This is a genomic window from Pseudodesulfovibrio sp. lm2024 (assembly GCF_051175575.1).
GTDB classification, from domain to species: Bacteria; Desulfobacterota; Desulfovibrionia; order Desulfovibrionales; family Desulfovibrionaceae; genus Pseudodesulfovibrio; species Pseudodesulfovibrio caledoniensis.
The window spans coordinates 2,011,643-2,031,132 of the sequence record NZ_CP195092.1; the positions used below are offsets into that span (position 1 = coordinate 2,011,643).

At 60.7% G+C, this 19,490-nt stretch carries 22 protein-coding genes; 7 read left to right on the forward strand and 15 right to left on the reverse strand.

The window, feature by feature from the left end; all coding sequences use genetic code 11:
- The first annotated feature begins 3 nt into the window (after positions 1–3).
- The 7 genes from lnt (at position 4) to dapA (ending at position 6,495) form a co-directional block, all read left to right on the forward strand.
- Positions 4–1,521, forward strand: coding sequence for an apolipoprotein N-acyltransferase (gene lnt, locus ACR42D_RS09370; RefSeq protein ID WP_484566544.1), 1,518 nt, complete (start codon positions 4–6; stop codon positions 1,519–1,521).
- Positions 1,521–2,640, forward strand: a protein-coding gene (prfB, locus tag ACR42D_RS09375; protein WP_484566545.1) for a peptide chain release factor 2 whose coding sequence is annotated in 2 segments (ribosomal slippage) — positions 1,521–1,595 and positions 1,597–2,640 — 1,119 coding nt in all. Because the reading frame shifts where the segments join, the coding sequence is not laid out codon by codon here. The genes lnt and prfB overlap by 1 nt, the downstream gene beginning before the upstream one ends.
- On the forward strand, positions 2,618–3,469 hold the full coding sequence (locus ACR42D_RS09380; RefSeq protein ID WP_484566546.1) for a GGDEF domain-containing protein: 852 nt from the start codon (positions 2,618–2,620) through the stop codon (positions 3,467–3,469). The genes prfB and ACR42D_RS09380 overlap by 23 nt, the downstream gene beginning before the upstream one ends.
- A 12-nt stretch (positions 3,470–3,481) precedes the next feature.
- The gene (locus ACR42D_RS09385; RefSeq protein ID WP_484566547.1) at positions 3,482–4,291 is read left to right on the forward strand and encodes a MinD/ParA family protein; all 810 of its coding nucleotides are present in this window, start codon (positions 3,482–3,484) and stop codon (positions 4,289–4,291) included.
- Positions 4,292–4,428: 137 nt separating this feature from the next.
- Entirely contained in the window at positions 4,429–4,704 is a 276-nt protein-coding gene (locus ACR42D_RS09390; protein ID WP_484566548.1) for an HU family DNA-binding protein, read from the forward strand.
- 1 nt (position 4,705) lies between these two features.
- Positions 4,706–5,566, forward strand: a complete 861-nt coding sequence (locus tag ACR42D_RS09395; RefSeq protein WP_484566549.1) for a UshA-like (seleno)protein family 2 — start codon at positions 4,706–4,708, stop codon at positions 5,564–5,566.
- A gap of 47 nt (positions 5,567–5,613) precedes the next feature.
- Positions 5,614–6,495, forward strand: a complete 882-nt coding sequence (gene dapA / locus ACR42D_RS09400; RefSeq protein ID WP_484566550.1) for a 4-hydroxy-tetrahydrodipicolinate synthase — start codon at positions 5,614–5,616, stop codon at positions 6,493–6,495.
- 174 nt (positions 6,496–6,669) lie between these two features.
- Here the strand turns inward: dapA and ACR42D_RS09405 are convergent, their stop codons facing one another.
- From ACR42D_RS09405 to ACR42D_RS09475, 15 genes are all read right to left on the reverse strand, one after another.
- Positions 6,670–7,386 carry a PEP-CTERM sorting domain-containing protein gene (locus ACR42D_RS09405; RefSeq protein ID WP_484566551.1) on the reverse strand — a complete coding sequence of 239 codons (717 nt, stop codon included), beginning with the start codon at positions 7,384–7,386 and terminating at the stop codon, positions 6,670–6,672.
- 359 nt (positions 7,387–7,745) lie between these two features.
- On the reverse strand, positions 7,746–8,666 hold the full coding sequence (locus tag ACR42D_RS09410; RefSeq protein WP_484566552.1) for a manganese-dependent inorganic pyrophosphatase: 921 nt from the start codon (positions 8,664–8,666) through the stop codon (positions 7,746–7,748).
- A gap of 335 nt (positions 8,667–9,001) precedes the next feature.
- The gene (locus ACR42D_RS09415) at positions 9,002–9,676 is read right to left on the reverse strand and encodes a PTS sugar transporter subunit IIC (protein WP_484568457.1); all 675 of its coding nucleotides are present in this window, start codon (positions 9,674–9,676) and stop codon (positions 9,002–9,004) included.
- Between the two features lie 26 nt (positions 9,677–9,702).
- Positions 9,703–10,167 carry a PTS sugar transporter subunit IIB gene (locus ACR42D_RS09420; RefSeq protein WP_484566553.1) on the reverse strand — a complete coding sequence of 155 codons (465 nt, stop codon included), beginning with the start codon at positions 10,165–10,167 and terminating at the stop codon, positions 9,703–9,705.
- A gap of 10 nt (positions 10,168–10,177) precedes the next feature.
- A complete protein-coding gene (locus tag ACR42D_RS09425; protein WP_484566554.1) occupies positions 10,178–10,615 on the reverse strand; it encodes a PTS sugar transporter subunit IIA in 438 nt (145 codons plus the stop codon).
- A gap of 2 nt (positions 10,616–10,617) precedes the next feature.
- Positions 10,618–11,499 carry an RNase adapter RapZ gene (gene rapZ / locus ACR42D_RS09430; RefSeq protein WP_484566555.1) on the reverse strand — a complete coding sequence of 294 codons (882 nt, stop codon included), beginning with the start codon at positions 11,497–11,499 and terminating at the stop codon, positions 10,618–10,620.
- A gap of 18 nt (positions 11,500–11,517) precedes the next feature.
- Positions 11,518–11,967 (reverse strand): PTS sugar transporter subunit IIA, encoded by a 450-nt coding sequence (locus ACR42D_RS09435; protein WP_484566556.1) that lies wholly within the window; start codon positions 11,965–11,967, stop codon positions 11,518–11,520.
- A 2-nt stretch (positions 11,968–11,969) separates the two neighbouring features.
- Positions 11,970–12,512: a ribosome hibernation-promoting factor, HPF/YfiA family gene (gene hpf, locus ACR42D_RS09440; protein ID WP_484566557.1), complete on the reverse strand. Its 543-nt coding sequence runs from the start codon at positions 12,510–12,512 to the stop codon at positions 11,970–11,972.
- Between the two features lie 36 nt (positions 12,513–12,548).
- Complete coding sequence (gene rpoN / locus ACR42D_RS09445; RefSeq protein ID WP_484566558.1) at positions 12,549–13,958, reverse strand: RNA polymerase factor sigma-54; 1,410 nt, start codon at positions 13,956–13,958, stop codon at positions 12,549–12,551.
- A 237-nt stretch (positions 13,959–14,195) separates the two neighbouring features.
- Positions 14,196–14,921, reverse strand: a complete 726-nt coding sequence (gene lptB / locus ACR42D_RS09450; RefSeq protein WP_484566559.1) for an LPS export ABC transporter ATP-binding protein — start codon at positions 14,919–14,921, stop codon at positions 14,196–14,198.
- On the reverse strand, positions 14,922–15,791 hold the full coding sequence (locus tag ACR42D_RS09455; protein ID WP_484566560.1) for an LptA/OstA family protein: 870 nt from the start codon (positions 15,789–15,791) through the stop codon (positions 14,922–14,924).
- Positions 15,775–16,392, reverse strand: a complete 618-nt coding sequence (gene lptC / locus ACR42D_RS09460; RefSeq protein ID WP_484566561.1) for an LPS export ABC transporter periplasmic protein LptC — start codon at positions 16,390–16,392, stop codon at positions 15,775–15,777. The genes ACR42D_RS09455 and lptC overlap by 17 nt, the downstream gene beginning before the upstream one ends.
- Positions 16,393–16,917: a KdsC family phosphatase gene (locus ACR42D_RS09465; protein WP_484566562.1), complete on the reverse strand. Its 525-nt coding sequence runs from the start codon at positions 16,915–16,917 to the stop codon at positions 16,393–16,395.
- Positions 16,910–17,713 carry a 3-deoxy-8-phosphooctulonate synthase gene (gene kdsA, locus ACR42D_RS09470; RefSeq protein ID WP_484566563.1) on the reverse strand — a complete coding sequence of 268 codons (804 nt, stop codon included), beginning with the start codon at positions 17,711–17,713 and terminating at the stop codon, positions 16,910–16,912. Before kdsA ends, ACR42D_RS09465 begins: the two co-directional genes overlap by 8 nt.
- A 3-nt stretch (positions 17,714–17,716) precedes the next feature.
- Positions 17,717–19,354, reverse strand: a complete 1,638-nt coding sequence (locus tag ACR42D_RS09475) for a CTP synthase (RefSeq protein WP_484566564.1) — start codon at positions 19,352–19,354, stop codon at positions 17,717–17,719.
- Positions 19,355–19,490 lie beyond the last annotated feature (136 nt).

A 19,490-nucleotide genomic window follows, 5' to 3' on the forward strand; every position in this document is an offset into this window, starting at 1 on the left:
ATCGTGTATCAACTGGTTCTTCTCGCGACGTTGGGGGCCTGGATCGGGTTCGCCAACCCGCTCTTCCATTTTCCGCCGGCCGTGCTGGCCTTCCCACTGGGGCTGGCCTGGATCGGCCTGTGCGCCGTGTCCGGCCGCAAGGCCCTGCGCTTCGGCTGGCTGGCAGGGACCCTGGCGGCCACGGGCTGCTTCTACTGGATGGTCATCCCGGTGCAGATATACGGCGGCCTGCCGTGGTTCATCGCCCTGCCCTGCCCGGTGCTCCTGGCCGCGGTCATTGGCCTGTATTTCGGGCTGTTCGCCTACGGCATGCATCACGCGGCCAAGCTCATCGACGGCGTGCCCCTCTGCCTCCTGGCCGGGATCGCCTGGGCGAGCATGGAGACGCTCATGGGCACCCTGTTCTCCGGGTTTCCGTGGATGAACCTGTCCTCGGCCTTCGCGGCCTGGCCCTTTGCCGTGCAGGGAGCGTCCGTGGTCGGGGCGTTCGGCTTGTCCGGGGTGTTTGCCGCCCTGGCCGTGGCCGTGCTGCTCTGCTCCACCTATCGCGGAGCCCTGTTCCTGGCCGTGGGGCTGGGGGCGCTGATCGTCGGCTTCGGTTTTTACCGCGTGTCCACCTTTGACGTGGGCAACCAGGACTTCATGGTCACTCTGGTCCAGGGCAACGTGGACCAGGGGCTGAAATGGGACCCCGCCTATCAGGCCGGAACCATCAAGAAATACGCCAAGCTGACCGTCGAGGCCGAGGCCGTGCACCATCCCAAGGTGGTGGTCTGGCCCGAAACGGCCATGCCCTTCTATCTGCAGGACCAGACCCCGTACCGCAAGGCGCTGGAAACCCTGGCCCGCGAGACCGCCACCCCGATCATCACCGGCTCGCCGGCCTACCACGTGACCGACATGAAGACCCGGGCCTACGACCTGTTCAACCGGGCCTGGCTCATGGATTCCATGGGGCTGACCACCCAATACTATGACAAGGAGCACCTGGTGCCGTTCGGCGAGTACATGCCGTTCGCCAAGTGGGTGCCCTTCAAGCAGCTGGTCCAGGCCGCGGGCAACTTCAAGCCGGGCGTGGACAACAGGCCGCTCAAACTCAACGGCGTTGCGCTGGGCATGCTCATCTGCTATGAAGCGATCTTTCCGGACCTGGCCCAGCAGCAGGTGGAGCGCGGGGCCAACGTGCTGGTGAACATCAGCAACGACGCATGGTTCGGCAACACGTCCGCGCCGGGCCAACACCTCGACCTGGCCACCATGCGGGCCGTGGAACAAGGCCGCTGGCTGGCCCGCTGCACCAACACGGGCATCACCGCGTTCATCGATCCGGTGGGCCGCGAGGCCGCCGTGGGCAACCAGTTCCGGGCCGAGAGCCTGAGCATGAAAATCGCTGCCCTTACGGCCAAGACCGTGTATCATCGCATCCACGGCTGGTTGAATATCTTCATCTACGTGATGACCGTGGCCGCCTTCGGCTTCATCGCCTTTGCGGCCAGACGAAATAAAGGAATCATTGAATAATGTTGGAATACAACGAACTGAAAGCCGCCTCCTCGGACCTGATCGAACAATACGAATCCCTCTGGGGGCGTCTTTGACTACGCCGAGACCAAGACGCGTCTCGACGAGATAGAGACGGAACTCTCCAAGCCGGGAGCCTGGGACAATCCCGAGGCCCTGACCCCCATGCTCAAGGAAAAGAGCCAGCTCTCCACCAAGCTTGAAATGTACGACGGGCTGTCCGAAGCGCGCGACGACCTGGACGCCTGGCTCGAACTGGCCCACGAGGACCCCGAGGAGGAATCCCTGTCCGCCCTGAACGCCCAGGTGGCCCTGCTCCGCGAACGGCTGGCCGGGACCGAACTGGCGACCATGTTCGCCTTCGAGCACGACAAGGGCAACGCCATCCTCGAAATCCACCCCGGCGCGGGTGGCGTCGAGTCCCAGGACTGGGCGGAGATGCTCCTGCGCATGTACAACCGCTACGCGGAGCGCAAGGGATTCAAGGTCAGCCAGCTGGATTATCAGGCGGGCGACGAGGCCGGGCTCAAGTCCGTGACCCTCCAGATCGAGGGGCTCTTCGCCTACGGGCTGCTCAAGGGCGAGACCGGCGTGCACCGGCTGATCCGCATTTCCCCCTTCGACTCCTCGGGCAGGCGGCACACCTCGTTCGCCTCGGTGGACGTCTACCCGGATATGGACGACGACATCGAGATCGAGGTGAAGGACGAGGACCTGCGCATCGACACCTTCCGGTCCAGCGGGCCCGGCGGCCAGTCGGTGAACAAGACCAGTTCGGCCGTGCGCATCACCCACATACCCACGGGCATCGTGGCCCAGTGCCAGAACGAGAAGTCCCAGCACCGGAACAAGGCCACCGCCCTGCGCCTGGTCAAGGCCCGGCTGTACGAACAGGAATTGAAGAAGATTGAGGAAAGCCGCAGACAGGATTACCAGGCCAAGGACGCCATCGCCTGGGGAAGCCAGATACGGACATACACTCTGCAACCGTATCGTTTGGTCAAGGACCACCGATCCAACAGCGAAAGCGGCAACGTGGACGCCTTCCTGGACGGCGATCTGGACGAAATGATCCGAAACTACCTATTATTCATCCATGCCCACGGACAAAAAAATTAAGTTCCCCGAGAACGAGCTCGCCTCGGAACTCACCACGCTCCAAGAGGAGTTGTGCGAGTATTCCAAGGGGGTAGGTGAAAACCTGGACCAGGCGGTTTGGGTCTTTCGGCTCATCCAGGGAGTCAGCAACGAGGAATGGGAGTCCATCGCGGCCAGGCGCGACCTCGGCCAGTGGCTCTCCCTGCCCATCAACGGCGACGCCTACCCGCATCTGAGGCGGTTCCAGGAAACCCTGGAGCGGCTCGCCTACCAGACCGACCACGACCCGCTCACCGGGCTGGCCAACCGGCGGGCCTTCGACCGCATACTGGACATCGAAATCGAACGGTCCAAGCGCGCTCACACCCCGCTCTCCCTGGCCATCTTCGACCTGGACGACTTCAAGCGGGTCAACGACACCTACGGCCACCAGAAGGGCGACGAGGTCCTGAGCACCTTTGCCCGGCACCTCAAGGCGACCACCCGGCGTTACGACCTGGCGGCCCGCTTCGGCGGCGAGGAATTCGCCCTGATCATGGCCGGGTCCGGCCTGGTCAAGGCGCAACGCCTGTTGAGCCGCCTGCTCAACGAGTTCAAGCAGATCAAATTTACCACCCCGGACGGGGACGAAACCTTTCACGTCACCTGTTCCGTCGGGCTTACCTGCTACAAGGGAAGCGTGAACCTCACGGACAAGGAACTGATCGAACTGGCCGACGGCGCGCTCTACGAAGCCAAGGCCGCAGGCAAGGACCAGGTCAAGGTCTCCAGGCTCGCGTTCGCGGACAACGTCCCCAACGAGACCCTGGTGCACGCCAACGAAAAGCAGTTCCTGTTCGGCGGGAAATAACGGAGACGGACCATGAATCAGAACACGACACTCAGTCTCTCCATCATGAGCGGCAAGGGCGGGGTCGGCAAGACCAACATAGTGCTCAACCTGGGCTACGCCCTGCACGCAATGAACATAACGTCCATGCTCATGGACTGTGATCTCGGGCTGGCCAACCTCGACGTCCTGCTCGGCATATCCCCGGACCGTAACCTGCACGATCTGCTGCAGACCGGCGTGGACGCCGAGGACGTGCTCGTGCCCATTGAGGACGGCTTCGACATGCTCCCGGCCACCAGCGGCGTGCCCGAACTGGTGGAGATGGACGAGGACCTGCAGGACATCCTGTTCAAGAAGCTCATCCACATCGCGGGCGAATACGACTTCCTCATGCTCGACCTCGGCGCGGGCATCAGCCACACGGTCCTGTCCCTGGCCGCCCTGACCCAGCTGCGCGTGGTCGTGGTCACCCCGGAGCCCACCTCCCTGACCGACAGCTACGCCATGATCAAGGTTCTGGCCACCCAGCACGACATCAAGGACTTCCTGGTCCTGGTCAACCAAGCCACCAGCGCCAAGGAGGCCAACCAGACCTTTGACCGGCTCAATGCCGCGTGCATGAATTTCCTGAACATCGAACTGCGCAACCTGGGCTTCGTGCACCAGGACCGCACCCTGGTCGAGTCGGTCCGCCGCCAGACCCCGCTCATGAAATTCGCTCCGCAGGCCACGGCCAGCAAGGATATTGTCGGCATCGCCAAGAAGCTCATCCGGTACCGCGAGGACAACCGCGAGCGCATCGCCGGCCGCCCTATTCTGAAGGATTTTCCATCGGAATGAAATTCGAGAAATAATGGTTGACGAAAAGAGTTATTTTTCGGCATAGTTAGTGAGAATTTCGGGACTGATTCCTTTTTTGTTACCTCACAGGTCCAATATCGGAACCTGCGGGAAACATATGTTTCAGGGGGAACATCATGAATAAGAGCGAAATGATCAAGGCTCTGTCAGAACAGAAGAAAATGCACGTCGACGAGGCCACCAAGGTGGTCGGCGCCTTCGTGGACTCCGTCAAGGAAGCCCTGCTTCGGGGCGACCGCGTGGAGATTCGCGGTTTTGGCAGCTTCAAGATCAAGGACTACGAAGGGTACACCGGACGCAACCCCAAGACCGGAACCGTCGTCCAGGTCAAACCCAAGAAACTTCCTTTCTTCCGTCCTGGTAAAGAGTTGAAGGAATACATCAACCAGTAGGATGCGACGACTCACATATTGCCTGTTTCTGGCAACATTGATCCTTGTGTGCGGCGACGCCCGGGCGCAGGGGCCTGTTCTGACCATCCTTTACTCGGCAAATACGTATGGCACGGTGAAGCCATGCCCTACCTGAGGCGGCAAGACCCTCGGAGGGGTGGCCCGTCGGGCCACGTATTTTATGGACAATCAACATATCGACGCACCCAGGCTGCTGGTCTCCGGCGGCTGGGAGTTCTTTCGTCACAACGGCAACCCCGGGCTGGCCAAGACCATGGTCGCCCTGAGCAAGGCGTTCAACGCCATGCATTACGACGTGGGGCTGCTCACCGCCAGGGAAGCCGAGGCCATGGCCGAGGACAATGTCCCCCGCTGGCCGTGGCAGAAGACGGCCGAGGAAGAGCCGTTCACCGTGCTTGAGATGGCAGACGGGCGCAAGGTAGGCTTCCTGCGCTACCCTTCCCTGCCCCAAGACGCCGACGGGCCGTCCAAGACCGTGCTCGCCGGACTCTCCAAGGAGATCAAGGCGTACCGGGACAAGGTGGATCTGCTCATCGGGCTGTGCGACTGGGGCTGGGTGGCCGAAAGCGACTACCTCAAGTCGAACCCGGCTCAGGTCCCGGACATGCTCTTGGGCAGCGGCAGCGGCTCCGGCATCAACGGGCGCGTCCAGGCGGACGGCCGCTGCCTCTGGGTCAGGCCCTACGACAAGGGCCGCAGCCTGGCCGAAGTGAAGGTCCTGCAATGGCCCGAAAGAGAAAATTCATTTGCCTGGCAAGAAGCGAAGAATTATACATCGACTTCCATAGGCATGAACGACGAGATCGAGGATAATCCGGAGATAGATGCCCTTTTCCAATAAAACGGCAATTTTTTCGGATGGATATTATACTTCAGGAGGAGATGACGATGGAATTACGAGGAGCTTTCACCGCTCTCTCGACGCCCTTCAAGGATGGCGAGGTCGACGAATCGACCTATCGCGATTTCATTGAATGGCAGATCGAGCAGGGTATTGACGGCCTGGTGCCGTGCGGCACCACCGGCGAAGCGGCGACCATGTCCCACGAGGAACAGGGACGGGTCATCAAAATCTGCGTCGAGCAGACCAAAAGCCGTGTGCCGGTCATCGCCGGAGCCGGGTCCAACTCCACCAAGGAAGCCATCGAGCTGACCAAGATGGCCAAGGACGCCGGGGCCGACGCCACCCTGCAGATCACGCCCTACTACAACAAACCCACGCCCGGCGGCCTGGTGGCCCACTTCAAGGCCATAGCCGAAGCGGCCTCCCTGCCTATGGTCATCTACAACGTGCCCGGACGGACCGGCCTGAACTGCCTGCCGTCCACGCTCAAGATGATCAAGGACGCCGTGCCCGAGGCCATTGCGGTCAAGGAAGCCACCGGCAACCTGTGCCAGGGCGCCGAAGTTGTCGAACTCTGCGGCCGCGACTTCAAGCTGCTTTCCGGCGACGACTTCACCGCCCTGCCCCTGCTGGCCGTGGGCGGCGTGGGCGTCATCTCCGTCATTTCCAACATCATGCCCAAGGCCATGAGCGCCATGTGCAAGGCGTTCTTCGACAAGGACCATGAAAAGGCGCTCGAACTGAGCCTCAAGATGGCCCCGGTCAACCGGGCCATGTTCATGGAGACCAACCCGATCCCGGTCAAGACCTCCCTGGCTATGATGGGCATCTTCAAGGACGCCCAGTTCCGCCTGCCCATCGTCCCCCTGCAGGACGAGAACAAACCCAAACTGGAAGCCGTGCTGAAAACCGCCGGTCTTTTGTGATATCCAAGGCCTCGGCTCACAGCCGGGGCCTTTTTTCGTCATCTCCCGAAAAAGGGACGGCTCCTGGCCGTCCCTTTTTCAATTCCGTCTCCTTCCTGGCCCGCAGTCCGGCAATTCCCAAAAAGAGAGGCGTCCTTCGCGAAGGACGCCTCTCTCATTTGTACGGCTATCACTCTATCTTGCCGATCTTTTTCTTCCAACCGCCAGCAAACCGGCAATACCCACACCGAGCAGAAGGAACGTAGACGGCTCGGGAGTGGGAGTCGGTGCGTCGACCACGCCTACATTGTCCCATAACACCGTATATTCCTGAGCTTCGGACGTTTTGGTATTTAAAATGATCTCATCGATTATCGTGGGAAGGAAAAGGGAAGAGCTGTATACTAGAGAATTATTGATGTAGTAGTCGATGGAGCTGCCGGTGACGGCCATTCCCAGTGAATACCAGGCGTCCTGGACCGTATAATCCAGTCCGACCGCGACCCAATGATTCAGGTCCCATACATGGAATCCGTAGCTGTCGGTCAGATTGTGCCAACTGATGATCGGCCACCCGGTCGCACCGCCGCCGCTCGAGGTTCCCCATATGCCTGCACGCATATCATGCCAGCCGGCGTCAACGAACAGGTCGCCGATGATCATTTTCCCTATTGCGGGCGTATCGATGACTGTCTTTTGACCTTTGGTCTGATAAAATTCCTGGCTGGGTACGGGAGGCGCGATTCCGATGGCGAGACGGCCGTCCGGAGTAGTCTTGAACTCGTCGGGAGCGGTTCGGTCGGGGGACCATGCCGAGAGTTGGGAGTCATCATCAAAGGTAAAAACGCTGGCGTTGGCCATGTTGGGAATCAACAACATGCAGATGACAAGTGATAATAAAATTTTTTTCATAGGGGTCGCCTTTGGGTAAGAGTGACCAGGACCAAATGTCATTTGACAACGTATTCACAAAGCAAGGCATGTGCCAAATACAACCCCTATGTATTTCAATACATTGATTGACTCGAACTAATCAAATTGTCGGCAGGGCTTACACAATAACGCTGTTGTCGTTGGTAAATTTTACACTTCTTTGGCCAAGACTACGGAATTCAAAACGCAAAACAAGGAAAGCGGGCAGGAGGGTTGAGAGACGAAAAAACCGAGTCCAATCTGTCGTGTCATTCAACATTGATCGAAAAGGCAAAGCAAAGGCCCGCCAGCACAACGCTGGCGGGCCCGACTTTGCGCACTAAATCAGCTGTTACAGCTTAGCCTTCGAAGGCCTTGATGAAGTTGGGGGCGACCTGCTTCTTGCGGCTCATGACGCCGTCCAGCCAGACCGGCTCGCCCTTGGTGGCGATGCCGAAGGCCTTCTCGACGACGGAAGGATCGTCGGAGGCGATGAGCATCTCGGAGCCTTCCTTCATGATGTCGGTCAGGAGCAGGAAGACGGAGTGACGGCCGTCGGCCTTGACCTTCTCGATCTCAGCCTGCAGGGCGTCCTTGTGGGCGTCGAGCATGGACAGGTCCACGACTTCCAGCTGGCCGATGCCGACCTTGTTGCCGGACATGTCGAAGTCCTTGTAGTCGCGGAAGACCAGTTCGCTGGCCGGAGCGCCGTCAACGGCGGACTTGACCTTGAACATCTCCATGCCCAGAGCCATGACGTCGCTCACGCCGGCGATCTTGGCCAGGGCTTCGACGGCGGCCTTGTCGGCGTCGGTGCAGGTCACGGACTTGAACATGACGGTGTCGCTCAGGATGGCGCACAGCAGGATGCCGGCGATGTTGGCCGGGATCTCGACGTTGTAGAAGTCGTACATGGACTTCAGCACGGTGGCGGAACAGCCCACGGGCCAGACCCACATTTCCAGCGGACCGGCGGTGGTGATGTCACCCAGCTTGTGGTGGTCGACGACGGCAAGGAGCTCGCCCTTGTCCAGATTGTCGATGGTCTGGGAAATGTCGGTGTGGTCGACCAGGATGATCTGCTTGTCGGTGGCGTCGGTGACGATCTCGGGAGCGGCAAAGCCGAACTTCTCGAGTACGAAGGCGGTCTCCGGAGCGATCTCGCCCTGGGTCACGGCCTTGGCCTCCATACCACGTTTGCTGTACAGGTCGGCGGCACCGATCGCAGAAGCGACGGTGTCGGTATCGGGATTCTTGTGTCCAACAACCAAAATAGCCATATCAAGTCCTCCTAATTGAATTATCCTGTATAAGGAAATTAAGCATCGAAAACAGAATGTGACAGATATCACAAAGCATATCCGCTGCCAAGCTAAAAGCGCAGTCCGAACGAGAAAAGGATGAAAAGAATATCGCCCGTAGCCGGATCGCCATCAAACCGCCACAAGCCGCGTTTCCCAAGGGTTCCTGCGATTGCAGCCAAGCCGATTCGCCCCGGGCGGAGGCGCGTCGAGCGCGGCACGGCCGTTCGCGACAATGTGAAGATGATCCCAAGCCCCCTTCCCTGTCCGCGCGGCCACGTGGGATGTCGGCCCGCACCGGGCGAAAACGGCTTCTACAGGGTAGGCAGGAAACGGTACATGGCGAAGAGGACGACGCCGACCGCCAGAACGGCGTAGGCCCGCTTAAGGCGAAGGGCCATGAGGCCGCCGAGGGAGGCGGCCACCCAGAGGTGTGCCCAGGTGACGCCCAGGTTCGAGAAAATGGTTGGATGCGCGGAAAAGACGAGTTCGAACCCCTGCTTGAGGATGAGCACGGCGACCAGGAAGGAAGCCCAACTCATGACCAGCCCCCGGGCCATGGAGCGCAGGATGAGCGCCCCGGGCAGGTGTTTGGAGTCGGGATTGCGGGCCCAGTTGAGTAGCGCGTTGTAGCTCCCCTGTTCCCGTTCGCGCAGCCATCCTTCGACCTTTGTGCCGATCCAGGCCAGCGGCATGCTGGCGAAGAGCACGAACATGATCCGCGACGGTTGGTCCAGGCCGAACCAGGTGGTCAGGGTCAGGGCCGCGAAGGTGGCCGCCGTGAGCTGGGGCGGGATATAGGTCCCGGCCGGGATGAGGTCGAGCCAGAAAAGTTCGAAGAAAATGGCGATGTACAGGCTGGTGGTATACTCGCCGGTGGCCGCGCCCCAGAAGAAGCCGACCACCAGGGGGCGTTCAAGCAGGCCGATGCTCAGGGACGAGCGGAACTGGGAAAAGAGGGCAAAAAAAAAGCGACCATGGCGAACCAGGCGTAGGTGTGCTGAACGACCATAACCTAGAACCTCACCTGCACGGGGTCATTGGGCACGCACCGGAAGTCCAGCTCCACGCCCTTGCGGTTCAGGTGGCGCAGGCAGGTCTCATCCTCGTCGGACAGGGCCACGCTCGGGGAGACCTGGCGCTTGCCCGGGCTGTAATGGACGTTGCCGATGTTCAGGACGTGGAAATCGAACCCGGAGTCAAAGGCGCGGCGGGCGTCGGCGCAACTGGAAAAGAGGATGATGGAGTCGTGCTCGCCGGGTACGGAGAAGAGCCTGGACACGGTCGCCGAGACCTCTTCCACGGTGACAAACGAGCTCTTCACGGCCTGGGGAATGGCCAGGGACATGATCTCCTGCTGGAGGATGTCGTGGGCCAGTTCGTCGTTGGCCACCACAACGTTCTTGGCCCCGGTGTACGGCAGCCACGTCTCGATGATCTGGCCGTGAATCAAGCGGTTGTCGATACGAACGAGAGTCACGGCATCATACCTATTTCTTTGCTTTTTTGCGCAGCATCGCCCCGGCAACCTTGATCCCCTGCTGGCCCGCGTTCATGACCTTGTCGGCCAGTTCGGGCAGCGCCATGGACCGGGCCTGGAGGGCCGCCACGACCATGGGGAGGTTGACGCCGGTGATGACTTCAAGATTTTCCGACTTCATGAGGGAGAGGGACATGGTTGTGGGGGAACCGCCGAACAGGTCGGTCAGAGCCAGGACGCCCTTGCCCTGCTCCAGGGAATGGATGGCCTTGCGCACACCTTCCAGGGTTTCGTCCACCCCTCTGTTCACGTCCACGCCCACGGCCAGGCAGTTTTCCTGCGGGCCCATGACCGTTTCCGCGGCCTGGAGCAGGGTCTCCCCGAAGGTCCCGTGGGTGACCAGCACCACGCCGATCACGCCGTCCTTTTTGTCAGTCTTTGCAGCCATGTCTAACCGAGTTCCATGTGTCGATGTTCGATCGAGGCAGCATACCCTTTTTCCTTCAGGGTTGCCAGTACCGACTCGGCCACGGAAACCGAACGATGGCGGCCGCCGGTACAACCAAGGGCCAGGGTGATCCTGTAGCGCCCTTCGTCTGCGTAAAGCGGTAAAATATAGAGCAGAAAGTCATGAAACCGTTTGATGAACCCTTGGCCCGTGGGATTGCCCAGGACATAGTCGGCCACCGCCTTGTCCAGGCCGGACATGGGGCGCAGGGACTTGTCGAAATAGGGGTTGGGCAGAAAACGGAGGTCAAAGACCAGGTCGGCCTCGGACGGCACGCCGTACTTGAAGCCGAAGGTGATGATGTGCACCCGCATGCCCATGCTCACGTCTTCCAGGGACGACCACTTGGTCTGGATGACCCGGCGCAGGTCGTGGATGGAATAATCCGTGGTGTCCAGGACCAGGACCGCCCCGAGGCGCACCGGCTCCAGGAGCTTCTTTTCCATCTCCAAGGCCTGCTCCAGGCCGAGGTTGCGGCTCTCCAGCGGATGCGGACGGCGGGTGGTGGCGTAGCGCCGGACCAGCTCCGCCATCTTGGCCTCGAGAAACAGGACCTGCGGAGTGATGCCGAGTTGGGCGAATCCCTCCTGGGCCTTGCTCCAGCCGTCCACGAACTCGAACTGGCGCAGGTCCATGCCCAGTGCCAGGCCGCGGTATTTGGTGTCGAAGGAGAGGATGAGGTCGGCCAGCTTGGCCGACATCTCGGACGGGAGCCCGTCGATGCAGAAGAATCCGAGGTCTTCGAAGACCTTGAGCGCGGTGCTCTTGCCCGAGCCGGAGAGTCCGGTGACGATCACCACCGGGAAAGGGTTGGTCGAGGTCAACGGAATTCGTCCATTCGGTTACACGCTTTTGAGCAGGGTCCAGAGACCCTCGAGGTCATCGGCCGACAGGAACGCCTTGCGGAATTCCTCGTCCTTGAGGAGACGGGAAATCTGGGCCAGGACGCGCAGGTGCATGCCCGCCACCTGTTCCGGGGCGAGCACCAGAAAAAAGATGGTGCACGGGCTGTGGTCCAGCGCCTCGAACTCCACGCCTTTGCGGCTGCGGCCCACGACCACGATGACCTTTTCCAGGTCCTCGAGCTTGCCGTGGGGGATGGCGATGCCGTCCCCGATGCCGGTGGAGCCGAGCCGTTCACGATCGAGAAGGACACGGACCGCATGGTCCGTGTCCATCTCTGGATATTGTACGCCCAGGGGGGCGACGAGTTCATTCAATACGTCCGACTTGGTCTCGGACTCGAGTTCGGGAAGGATCAGTTCCTTCGCCAGGTAATCACTGAGTTTCATGCTTAGTTTCCGGGGTCGATGAGGCCGTAATCGCCGTTCTTTCTCTTGTATATCACGTTGACGCCGTCAGTCTCCGCGTTGAGGAAGACCAGGAATTCGTTGTCACGGGCATCCAGCTGCATGGCGGCCTCGTCCACGGACATGGGCTTGGGCTCGTATGCGTCGGTGCCGACGATGGTGGGCGCTGAACCGGGAGCGATGTCCTCGTAGGACAGGTAGTTCATCTGCACCATTTTATTGGGACGCGCCTGTCTGGGGCGGTTCTTCATCTTTTCGCGCATCTTGCGCAGCTGGGCTTCCAGCTTGTCCAGGACCATGTCGATGGTGGAGTACATGTCCTCCGAATCTTCATAGGCCGAGATATGTATGCGATCCGAGTTCAGGATCACGTCCGCCTTGTGACGGAACTTGTCGACCAGCAGGTTGACCTGGAGATCGGCCTCCGCATCGGAAACGTATTTCGCTACCTTTTCAAAACGCTTTTCCGCGTAACCCTTGAGGTGATCGGAAGGCTCGAAGTTCTTGAAAGTGAAGCTGATGTTCATACGCTGCCTCCTGGTTGAGAGTGCTTCAAGCAGACTTTAGAAGTACTGCTTTCGTTTTGAAGACGAAGGAATGCCCATGGCCGAGCGGTATTTGGCGACTGTACGCCGGGCGATGTTCACTTCCAGCTTCTCCTGGAGGATCTCGCCGATTCTCTCGTCGCTGAGCGGTTTCTTCGTGTCTTCGTCTGCGATCATTTGCTTGATGAGCGCCTTGACGCTCTCCGAACCCACCTGGGACCCGTCGTTCAGGTCCAGGGCCGAGTTGAAGAAGAACTTCAGCTCGAATATGCCGTGAGGCGTCGAAACATACTTGTTGGTCGTAATCCGGCTCACGGTGGATTCGTGCATCTCGATGTCTTCCGCCACCTCCTTGAGGATGAGGGGTTTGAGCTTTGTCACGCCCTCCTCGAAGAATGCCCGTTGGAAGCCGACAATGCTCTCAACTACTTTATACAAGGTTCGCTGCCGCTGGTACAGACTTTTCATCAACCATGCGGCGGAACGCATCTTTTCCTGAAAATATTCCTTCTCCTTGTCGGCCGCGCCCTTCATGGAATCCATGTAGAACGTGTTCATCTGCAGCCTCGGCATGCCGTCCTCGTTGAGGATGATGACGAAGTCTTCGCCGTACTTGTAGACGAACACGTCCGGGCTGACGTAGTGCGGCTCGGTGCTGGAGAAATTGGCGCCGGGCATGGGATCGAGCGTCTGCATCAGGTCGAGATACGACTTGAGCTCATCCATGGTGATCTTGAACTTGCGCGCCAGGGGCTTGTAGCGGTTCTTCTCCAGATCCTCCAGGTGATCGGTGACCAGGGAGACCAGGATAGGATCGTCGTACCCGAGGACCTCCATCTGGACCAGCAGACATTCCTGCGGGGTGCGGGCGCCCACGCCGACCGGGTCCAGGTGCTGGATACGGTGCAGGACGGACTCGATCTCCTCCTCGGAGGCCTGAACCATGGCGGCCAGCTCTTCCAGGGTGGCCTGCAGGTAGCCGTTGGCGTCGAGATTGCCGAGGATGACGTCGCCGATGGCCAGTTCGTGCTCGGTGAAGTTGGACAGGCGCATCTGCCAGTTCAGGTGCCCTTCCAGCGAAGGCTTGGAAGCCAGGCGGGCCTCGAAGGACATGCCCTCTTCGGGCATCTCCATGTCGCGGGACAAAGCCTGCTTGGAAGTGGAGGAAAACTCGCCCAGGTAGTTCTCCCAGTCTGCGTTGCGGACCAGTTCCTCTTCGGCCTGGGATTCGGTCAGGACTTCCGCCTTGTCCGGGACCTCGGTATCGGTCTCGGTCTCATCGAGGAAAGGATTCTCCAACAATTCCTGCTGCACCGTCTCCAGCAGTTCAAGCCGCGACAATTGCAGCAGCTTGATGGCCTGCTGCAACTGGGGCGTCATGACCAGTTGCTGTGAGAGCTTGAGCTGTTGCCGAAGTTCCAATCCCATGATTCACTGCCTGCTTGAGGTTGTGTTTATCGGTTGCCGGATACAGAAATTTTTTTTCGGCCACCTGACATTTTTTCCGATTCAATTATGCCACAGTGAATTAAAGGATGCAACACAATTGTGTTAACACCCTGTATCTATTGATAATTCTGCGTGCATATAATGATATGAAAAAAGTGTACCAACCTTTGGGTACGGTGTAAATCGGGAAAGAGGAAAAAAAGACGGGAACAGGGATTAAAGCCGGAAATCCTCGCCCAGGTAGATCTGCCGGGCGCGACTGGATTTGACTATCTCGGACGGGGCCCCTTCCAGGATGACCGTCCCCTCGTAGACCAGGTAGGCCCGGTCGCAGATATTGAGCGTCTCCCGGACATTGTGGTCCGAGATGAGGATGCCGATGTCCATGGACTTGAGCACGGAGATGATCTCCTGGATATCGATAACCGCGATGGGATCGATACCCGCGAACGGTTCGTCCAGGAGGATGAACTGCGGGTCGAGGATGAGCGCCCGGGCGATCTCCAGCCTGCGTCGCTCGCCGCCGGACAGGAACATGGACGCCTGGTCCGCCAGCTTGGTGATGGTGAACATCTCCATGAGTTCGTCCGCCCTGGCCCGTTGCTGCCGCGAGGTCATGGAGGTCTGCTCCAGGATGATCTCCAGGTTCTGGCGCACGGTCAGCTTCTTGAAGATGGAACTTTCCTGGGGCAGGTAGCTCACCCCCAGGCGGGCCCGCTCGTGCAGGGGCTTGTCCGTGAGCACCTGGCCGCCCAGGGAAACCACCCCGGTATTGGGCTGGACGATGCCCACAAGCATGTAGAACGTGGTCGTCTTGCCCGCGCCGTTGGGGCCGAGCAGGCCGACCACCTCGCGGGCGTCGAGCTTGATGTTGATACCGTGTACGACCTCTTTCTGGCCGTACCGCTTGGACAAATTGGTAGCGCGAAGACCCTCGGCCATCTATTGCACCTTCAGGTTGCCGGGGGTCATGAACACCGCCTTGACGCGCTGCTTGCCGCCGATGACCTCGGACCGGTCGTCCTTGATGTGGAAGTTGATGACCTCGCCGGTCAGGGAGTTGGGGCCGTCCTGGAGCTTGGGATCGCGCTCCATCTTGAGCAGCTGCGGACCCACCATGTAGGTCAGCAGGCCGCAGGTCCCCTCGGTGGTCCCCTTCTTGGCCCGCACGTTGCCCTCGGCCACGATGCGGTCTACGCTGTCGGCGGAGAATTTCTTGTCCGTGCTGGATGCGAGATAGGCCGAAAGCCTGTCGGCCCACAAGGTCAACTCGCCGTGGATGGCGACCACGTGGCCCACGAAGGAGATGACCTTGCCGGTCTCGTCATAGGTCATGCGGTCGGAGGTGATCTTCACCGGCAGACGGCTCGGGTCCACGCCCACCGGGATGGGCGCGGGCGGTACCGCTGCCACCGGGGCCTTGACCTCACCCTCGCCGGAATCCTTCTTGGGGGCCGGTGCGGGCACAGGCGCGGGAGCGTGCTCGGCCTTCTCGACCTTGACAACCTTGAGGTACTTGGCGTTGGCGTAACCCACGGCCTTGGCCTGGTCGCGGTCCTTCTCGCCCAGCTCGAAAACGGCCAGCCAGCCGTTCTGGGGGAAGTCGGTCCGCACCCGCTGCCCCTTGGTCAGGGTGACCACGTGCTCGGCCCCGGGCCTGGGCGCCTTGCGCACGTTCAGGTTGACCGTGGCCTCGCGTACTTCGCCCCAGTCCTGGGCCATGGCCCGGGCCGGAACCAGCAGCAGGGCCAGCATCAGCAGCATTCCCGTCAGGCGAACCGTTTTCAGCAACGTCTTATTCCTTGTTTTCATTCAAAGGACTCCTTCCCAGCCCTTCGGGGGCCAGCAGCGCTTCCACGCCACCGGCGGCCACCATCTGTCTCGTGACCAGGTCGATCTCCAGGGCCTTGGCCTGGACGGTCATGTCCGGACGGCGTACGGTGACGCCGCCTTTGAGATATACCTTACCTATTGCGCCGACATAATCAAGGTACTGTGCGTCCAGGGCCATGTCGCCGAACCGGCCGCTGACCCCGTCGTACAACGACAGGTTGTCGTTCGCCTGATCCACCTCGCCCCGGTCGGCCTGGACATAGACCTCCTGGCGGTCGTCGCCGAAGTAGGCGGTCAGCTGGGGAAAATCCACGGCGATGATGCCGAGCTCCTGGTTGTACTTGGCGCTCTTGGCCAGCAGCTTCCAGTTCATGCTGCCCTCCTTGCCCTGGACCAGTTCGATGTCCTCGGCCGAGACGTCGGCGTCGGCGAACATGTCCTTGCGGGAGACGGGCGCCTGCTCGGCGGTATCCTGGTCCTCCAGGATGGGGTCGGAGAAAAAGAGCGCGTTGACGCCCAGACCGAGAAGCAGCCCCAAGGCGAAAATGACGAACAGAACCAGAGCCGGGCGCCCTCTCATCTAGTCCACCCAACGGCTCAGGGCCTGTTCCTTGAGCCCACGAGCCTCGAGGATGAACGAAATGGCCTCGCGAACCGCGCCCTGCCCGCCATGGCGGGTGGACATCCAGTCTGCGGCCTCGATCACCTCGGGCACCGCGTTGGGCACGCACAGGGCCAGTCCGGCCCGGCCCATGACGGCCAGGTCGATCCAGTCGTCGCCCATGTAGGCGGCCTCTTCCGGGGCGACCCCGACATCTTCGCACATCTTCTCGAACAGGGGGAGCTTGCGGTGACGGCCCGCGTAGTAGTGCTTGATGCCCAACTCGCTGACGCGCTTCTCCACCGGCTTCTGGTCCAAGCCGGTGATGACCCCGATCTCCAGGCCCACGGCCTGGGCCAGCTTGATGCCGAGGCCGTCCTGCACGCTGAACCGCTTCATCAGGATACCGTCGTCACCGTAATACAGCCCGCCGTCGGTGAGCACGCCGTCCACGTCGAGCACCAGCAATTTGATATTCCGCGCCAGGGCGGTCGCGTCAGCCACGGTTGATCTCCCACAGGGCCAACAGCCTCTTCAGCAGGGTTTCGACCTCGGCCAGGGGCAGGGAATTGGGGCCGTCGCACAGCGCCTTGTCCGGGTCCGGATGGACCTCCATGAACACGCCGTCCGCGCCAGCGGCCACAGCGGCCGAGGCCAGCACCGGGACGTATTCGCGCTGCCCGCCCGAAGCGCCGCCCAGCCCGCCGGGCAGCTGCACCGAATGGGTGGCGTCCATGATCACCGGGACGCCGAAGGCCCGCATCTGCGGGATGGAGCGCATGTCCACCACCAGGTTGTTGTAGCCGTAGGTGGAACCGCGCTCGGTCAGCCAGACCTGGTCGTTGCCCGCCGCGCGGAGCTTGTCGACCACATTCCTCATGTCCCAGGGGGCCAGGAACTGCCCCTTCTTGACGTTGACCACCCTGCCCGTCTCGGCGGCGGCCACCAACAGATCGGTCTGGCGGCAGAGGAAGGCCGGAATCTGCAGGACGTCCGCCACCTCGGCCACGGGCGCGGCCTGTTCCGGGTGGTGGATGTCCGTGACCACGGGCAGCCCCGTGGTCCGCTTGACCTCGGCCAGGATATCGAGCCCTTCTTCCATGCCCGGGCCCCGAAAACTGGTCAGCGAGGTCCGGTTGGCCTTGTCGAAGGAGCTCTTGTAGACGATGGGGATGTCCAGCTTGGCGGCCAGCCCGGCGAGCACGTCGGCGGTCTGAAGCGCTATCTCCCTGGTCTCAATGGCACAGGGTCCGGCCAGAATGAACGGGCCGGACCGGCTGGCGGTATACAGGTCTGCCATAGGCTACTTCTTGGCCTTCTCGTCTTTGGATGCCTTGATGAATTCCCGGAACAGCGGATGCGGCTTCATGGGATTGGACTTGAATTCCGGGTGGAACTGGCAGCCCAGGAACCACGGATGATCGGGCAGTTCCACGATCTCCACCAGGGACTCGTCCGGGGCGGTGCCGGAAAGGACCATGCCGTTGGCCTCGAACTGCTCGATGTACTTGTTGTTGTACTCGAAGCGATGACGGTGCCGCTCGTCGATGTTCGCGGTCTTGTACGCTTCGAAGGCCTTGGTGTCCTTCTTGAGCTTGCACGGGTAGGAGCCCAGGCGCATGGTGCCGCCCTTCTCGGACTCCTCGCAGCGGGTCTCGGTCTTCTTGGTCCTGAAATCGAACCATTCCTTCATCAGGTAGATGATATTGTGCGGGGTGAGCTTGTCGAATTCCTCGGAGTTGGCCCCTTCCAGGCCGATGACATTGCGGGCGAACTCGATGCAGGCGCACTGCATGCCCAGACAGATGCCGAAGAAGGGAACCTTGTTCTCGCGGGCGTACTTGATGGACAGGATCTTGCCCTCGATGCCGCGCGAGCCGAAGCCGCCGGGCACCAGGATGCCGTCCAGGCCCTTGAGTTTCTTCTCCACGTTGGCCGGGGTGACCTTCTCGGAGTTGACGTACTCCAGCTCCACCTTGACGTCGTTGGCCACTCCGCCGTGGATCAGCGCCTCGTGCAGGCTCTTGTAGGCCTCGGTCAGGTCCACGTACTTGCCGACGATGCCGATCTTGACCGTCCCGGTGGGGTTGTCCAGGCTGTGCACGAGATTTTCCCAGGGGGCCAGCTCCGCGTTCTTGGCGGGCAGCTTCAGGAGGATGGCGATCTTCTGGTCGACACCCTCGTTGTAGAATTCGAGCGGAACCTTGTAGATGGAATCCACGTCCACGCCGGTGAACACGGCGTCCTGATCCACGTCGCAGAACAGGGCGATCTTCTTCTTGAGGTCCTCGGGCAGCTCCACCTCGGAGCGGGCAATGATGATGTCGGGCTGGATACCCACGGAGCGCAGTTCCTTAACCGAGTGCTGGGTGGGCTTGGTCTTCAGCTCGCCGGCGGCCTTGATGTACGGGACCAGGGTCAGGTGGATGAACAGGACGTTCTCCTTGCCCAGGTCGTTCTTGAGCTGGCGGATGGCCTCCAGGAAAGGCTGGCCCTCGATGTCGCCCACGGTGCCGCCGATCTCGATCAGGGCCACGTCCTCGCCGTTGGGCAGGTTGATGACCGCTTCCTTGATGGCGTCGGTGATGTGCGGGATGACCTGCACAGTGCCGCCCAGGTAGTCGCCGCGGCGTTCCTTCTGGATGACGGAGTTGTAGATGGAACCGGAGGTGTAGTTGTTCTGCTGGCTCAGGGCGGTGCCCAGGTAGCGCTCGTAGTGGCCGAGATCGAGGTCGGTCTCGGCGCCGTCGTCCGTGACGTACACCTCGCCGTGCTGGAACGGATTCATGGTGCCGGGGTCGACGTTGATGTAGGGGTCTAGCTTCTGAATGGTGGCTTTAAGGCCGCGAGCCTGGAGAAGTGCGCCGATGGATGCCGCGGCCAACCCCTTGCCCAGAGAGGAAAGAACACCACCGGTAATAAATATGAACTTGGTTTTCATACGTCAGAAAGCCCCTTGGTTATGCTTGAATTATAAGGATATATCATAGCCGATCTCATCCGCCGGCCATGTTGACTGTCGTGCGTCGGACACGTATGTTCCCGCCCAGCACGTCGTTGCTTCGCAAATTTTGCAG

What these genes read in the sequence shown, in the direction of transcription:
- ACR42D_RS09455 (WP_484566560.1), bottom strand. Translation starts at nt 15,791, where the DNA reads ATGAAAACAAGGAATAAGACGTTGCTGAAAACGGTTCGCCTGACGGGA.
- ACR42D_RS09405 (WP_484566551.1), bottom strand. Translation starts at nt 7,386, where the DNA reads ATGAAAAAAATTTTATTATCACTTGTCATCTGCATGTTGTTGATTCCC.
- ACR42D_RS09435 (WP_484566556.1), bottom strand. Translation starts at nt 11,967, where the DNA reads ATGAAACTCAGTGATTACCTGGCGAAGGAACTGATCCTTCCCGAACTC.
- lptB (WP_484566559.1), bottom strand. Translation starts at nt 14,921, where the DNA reads ATGGCCGAGGGTCTTCGCGCTACCAATTTGTCCAAGCGGTACGGCCAG.
- ACR42D_RS09380 (WP_484566546.1), top strand. Translation starts at nt 2,618, where the DNA reads ATGCCCACGGACAAAAAAATTAAGTTCCCCGAGAACGAGCTCGCCTCG.
- ACR42D_RS09390 (WP_484566548.1), top strand. Translation starts at nt 4,429, where the DNA reads ATGAATAAGAGCGAAATGATCAAGGCTCTGTCAGAACAGAAGAAAATG.
- kdsA (WP_484566563.1), bottom strand. Translation starts at nt 17,713, where the DNA reads ATGGCAGACCTGTATACCGCCAGCCGGTCCGGCCCGTTCATTCTGGCC.
- ACR42D_RS09475 (WP_484566564.1), bottom strand. Translation starts at nt 19,354, where the DNA reads ATGAAAACCAAGTTCATATTTATTACCGGTGGTGTTCTTTCCTCTCTG.
- ACR42D_RS09425 (WP_484566554.1), bottom strand. Translation starts at nt 10,615, where the DNA reads ATGGCTGCAAAGACTGACAAAAAGGACGGCGTGATCGGCGTGGTGCTG.
- rpoN (WP_484566558.1), bottom strand. Translation starts at nt 13,958, where the DNA reads ATGGGATTGGAACTTCGGCAACAGCTCAAGCTCTCACAGCAACTGGTC.
- hpf (WP_484566557.1), bottom strand. Translation starts at nt 12,512, where the DNA reads ATGAACATCAGCTTCACTTTCAAGAACTTCGAGCCTTCCGATCACCTC.
- ACR42D_RS09410 (WP_484566552.1), bottom strand. Translation starts at nt 8,666, where the DNA reads ATGGCTATTTTGGTTGTTGGACACAAGAATCCCGATACCGACACCGTC.
- dapA (WP_484566550.1), top strand. Translation starts at nt 5,614, where the DNA reads ATGGAATTACGAGGAGCTTTCACCGCTCTCTCGACGCCCTTCAAGGAT.
- ACR42D_RS09385 (WP_484566547.1), top strand. Translation starts at nt 3,482, where the DNA reads ATGAATCAGAACACGACACTCAGTCTCTCCATCATGAGCGGCAAGGGC.
- lptC (WP_484566561.1), bottom strand. Translation starts at nt 16,392, where the DNA reads ATGAGAGGGCGCCCGGCTCTGGTTCTGTTCGTCATTTTCGCCTTGGGG.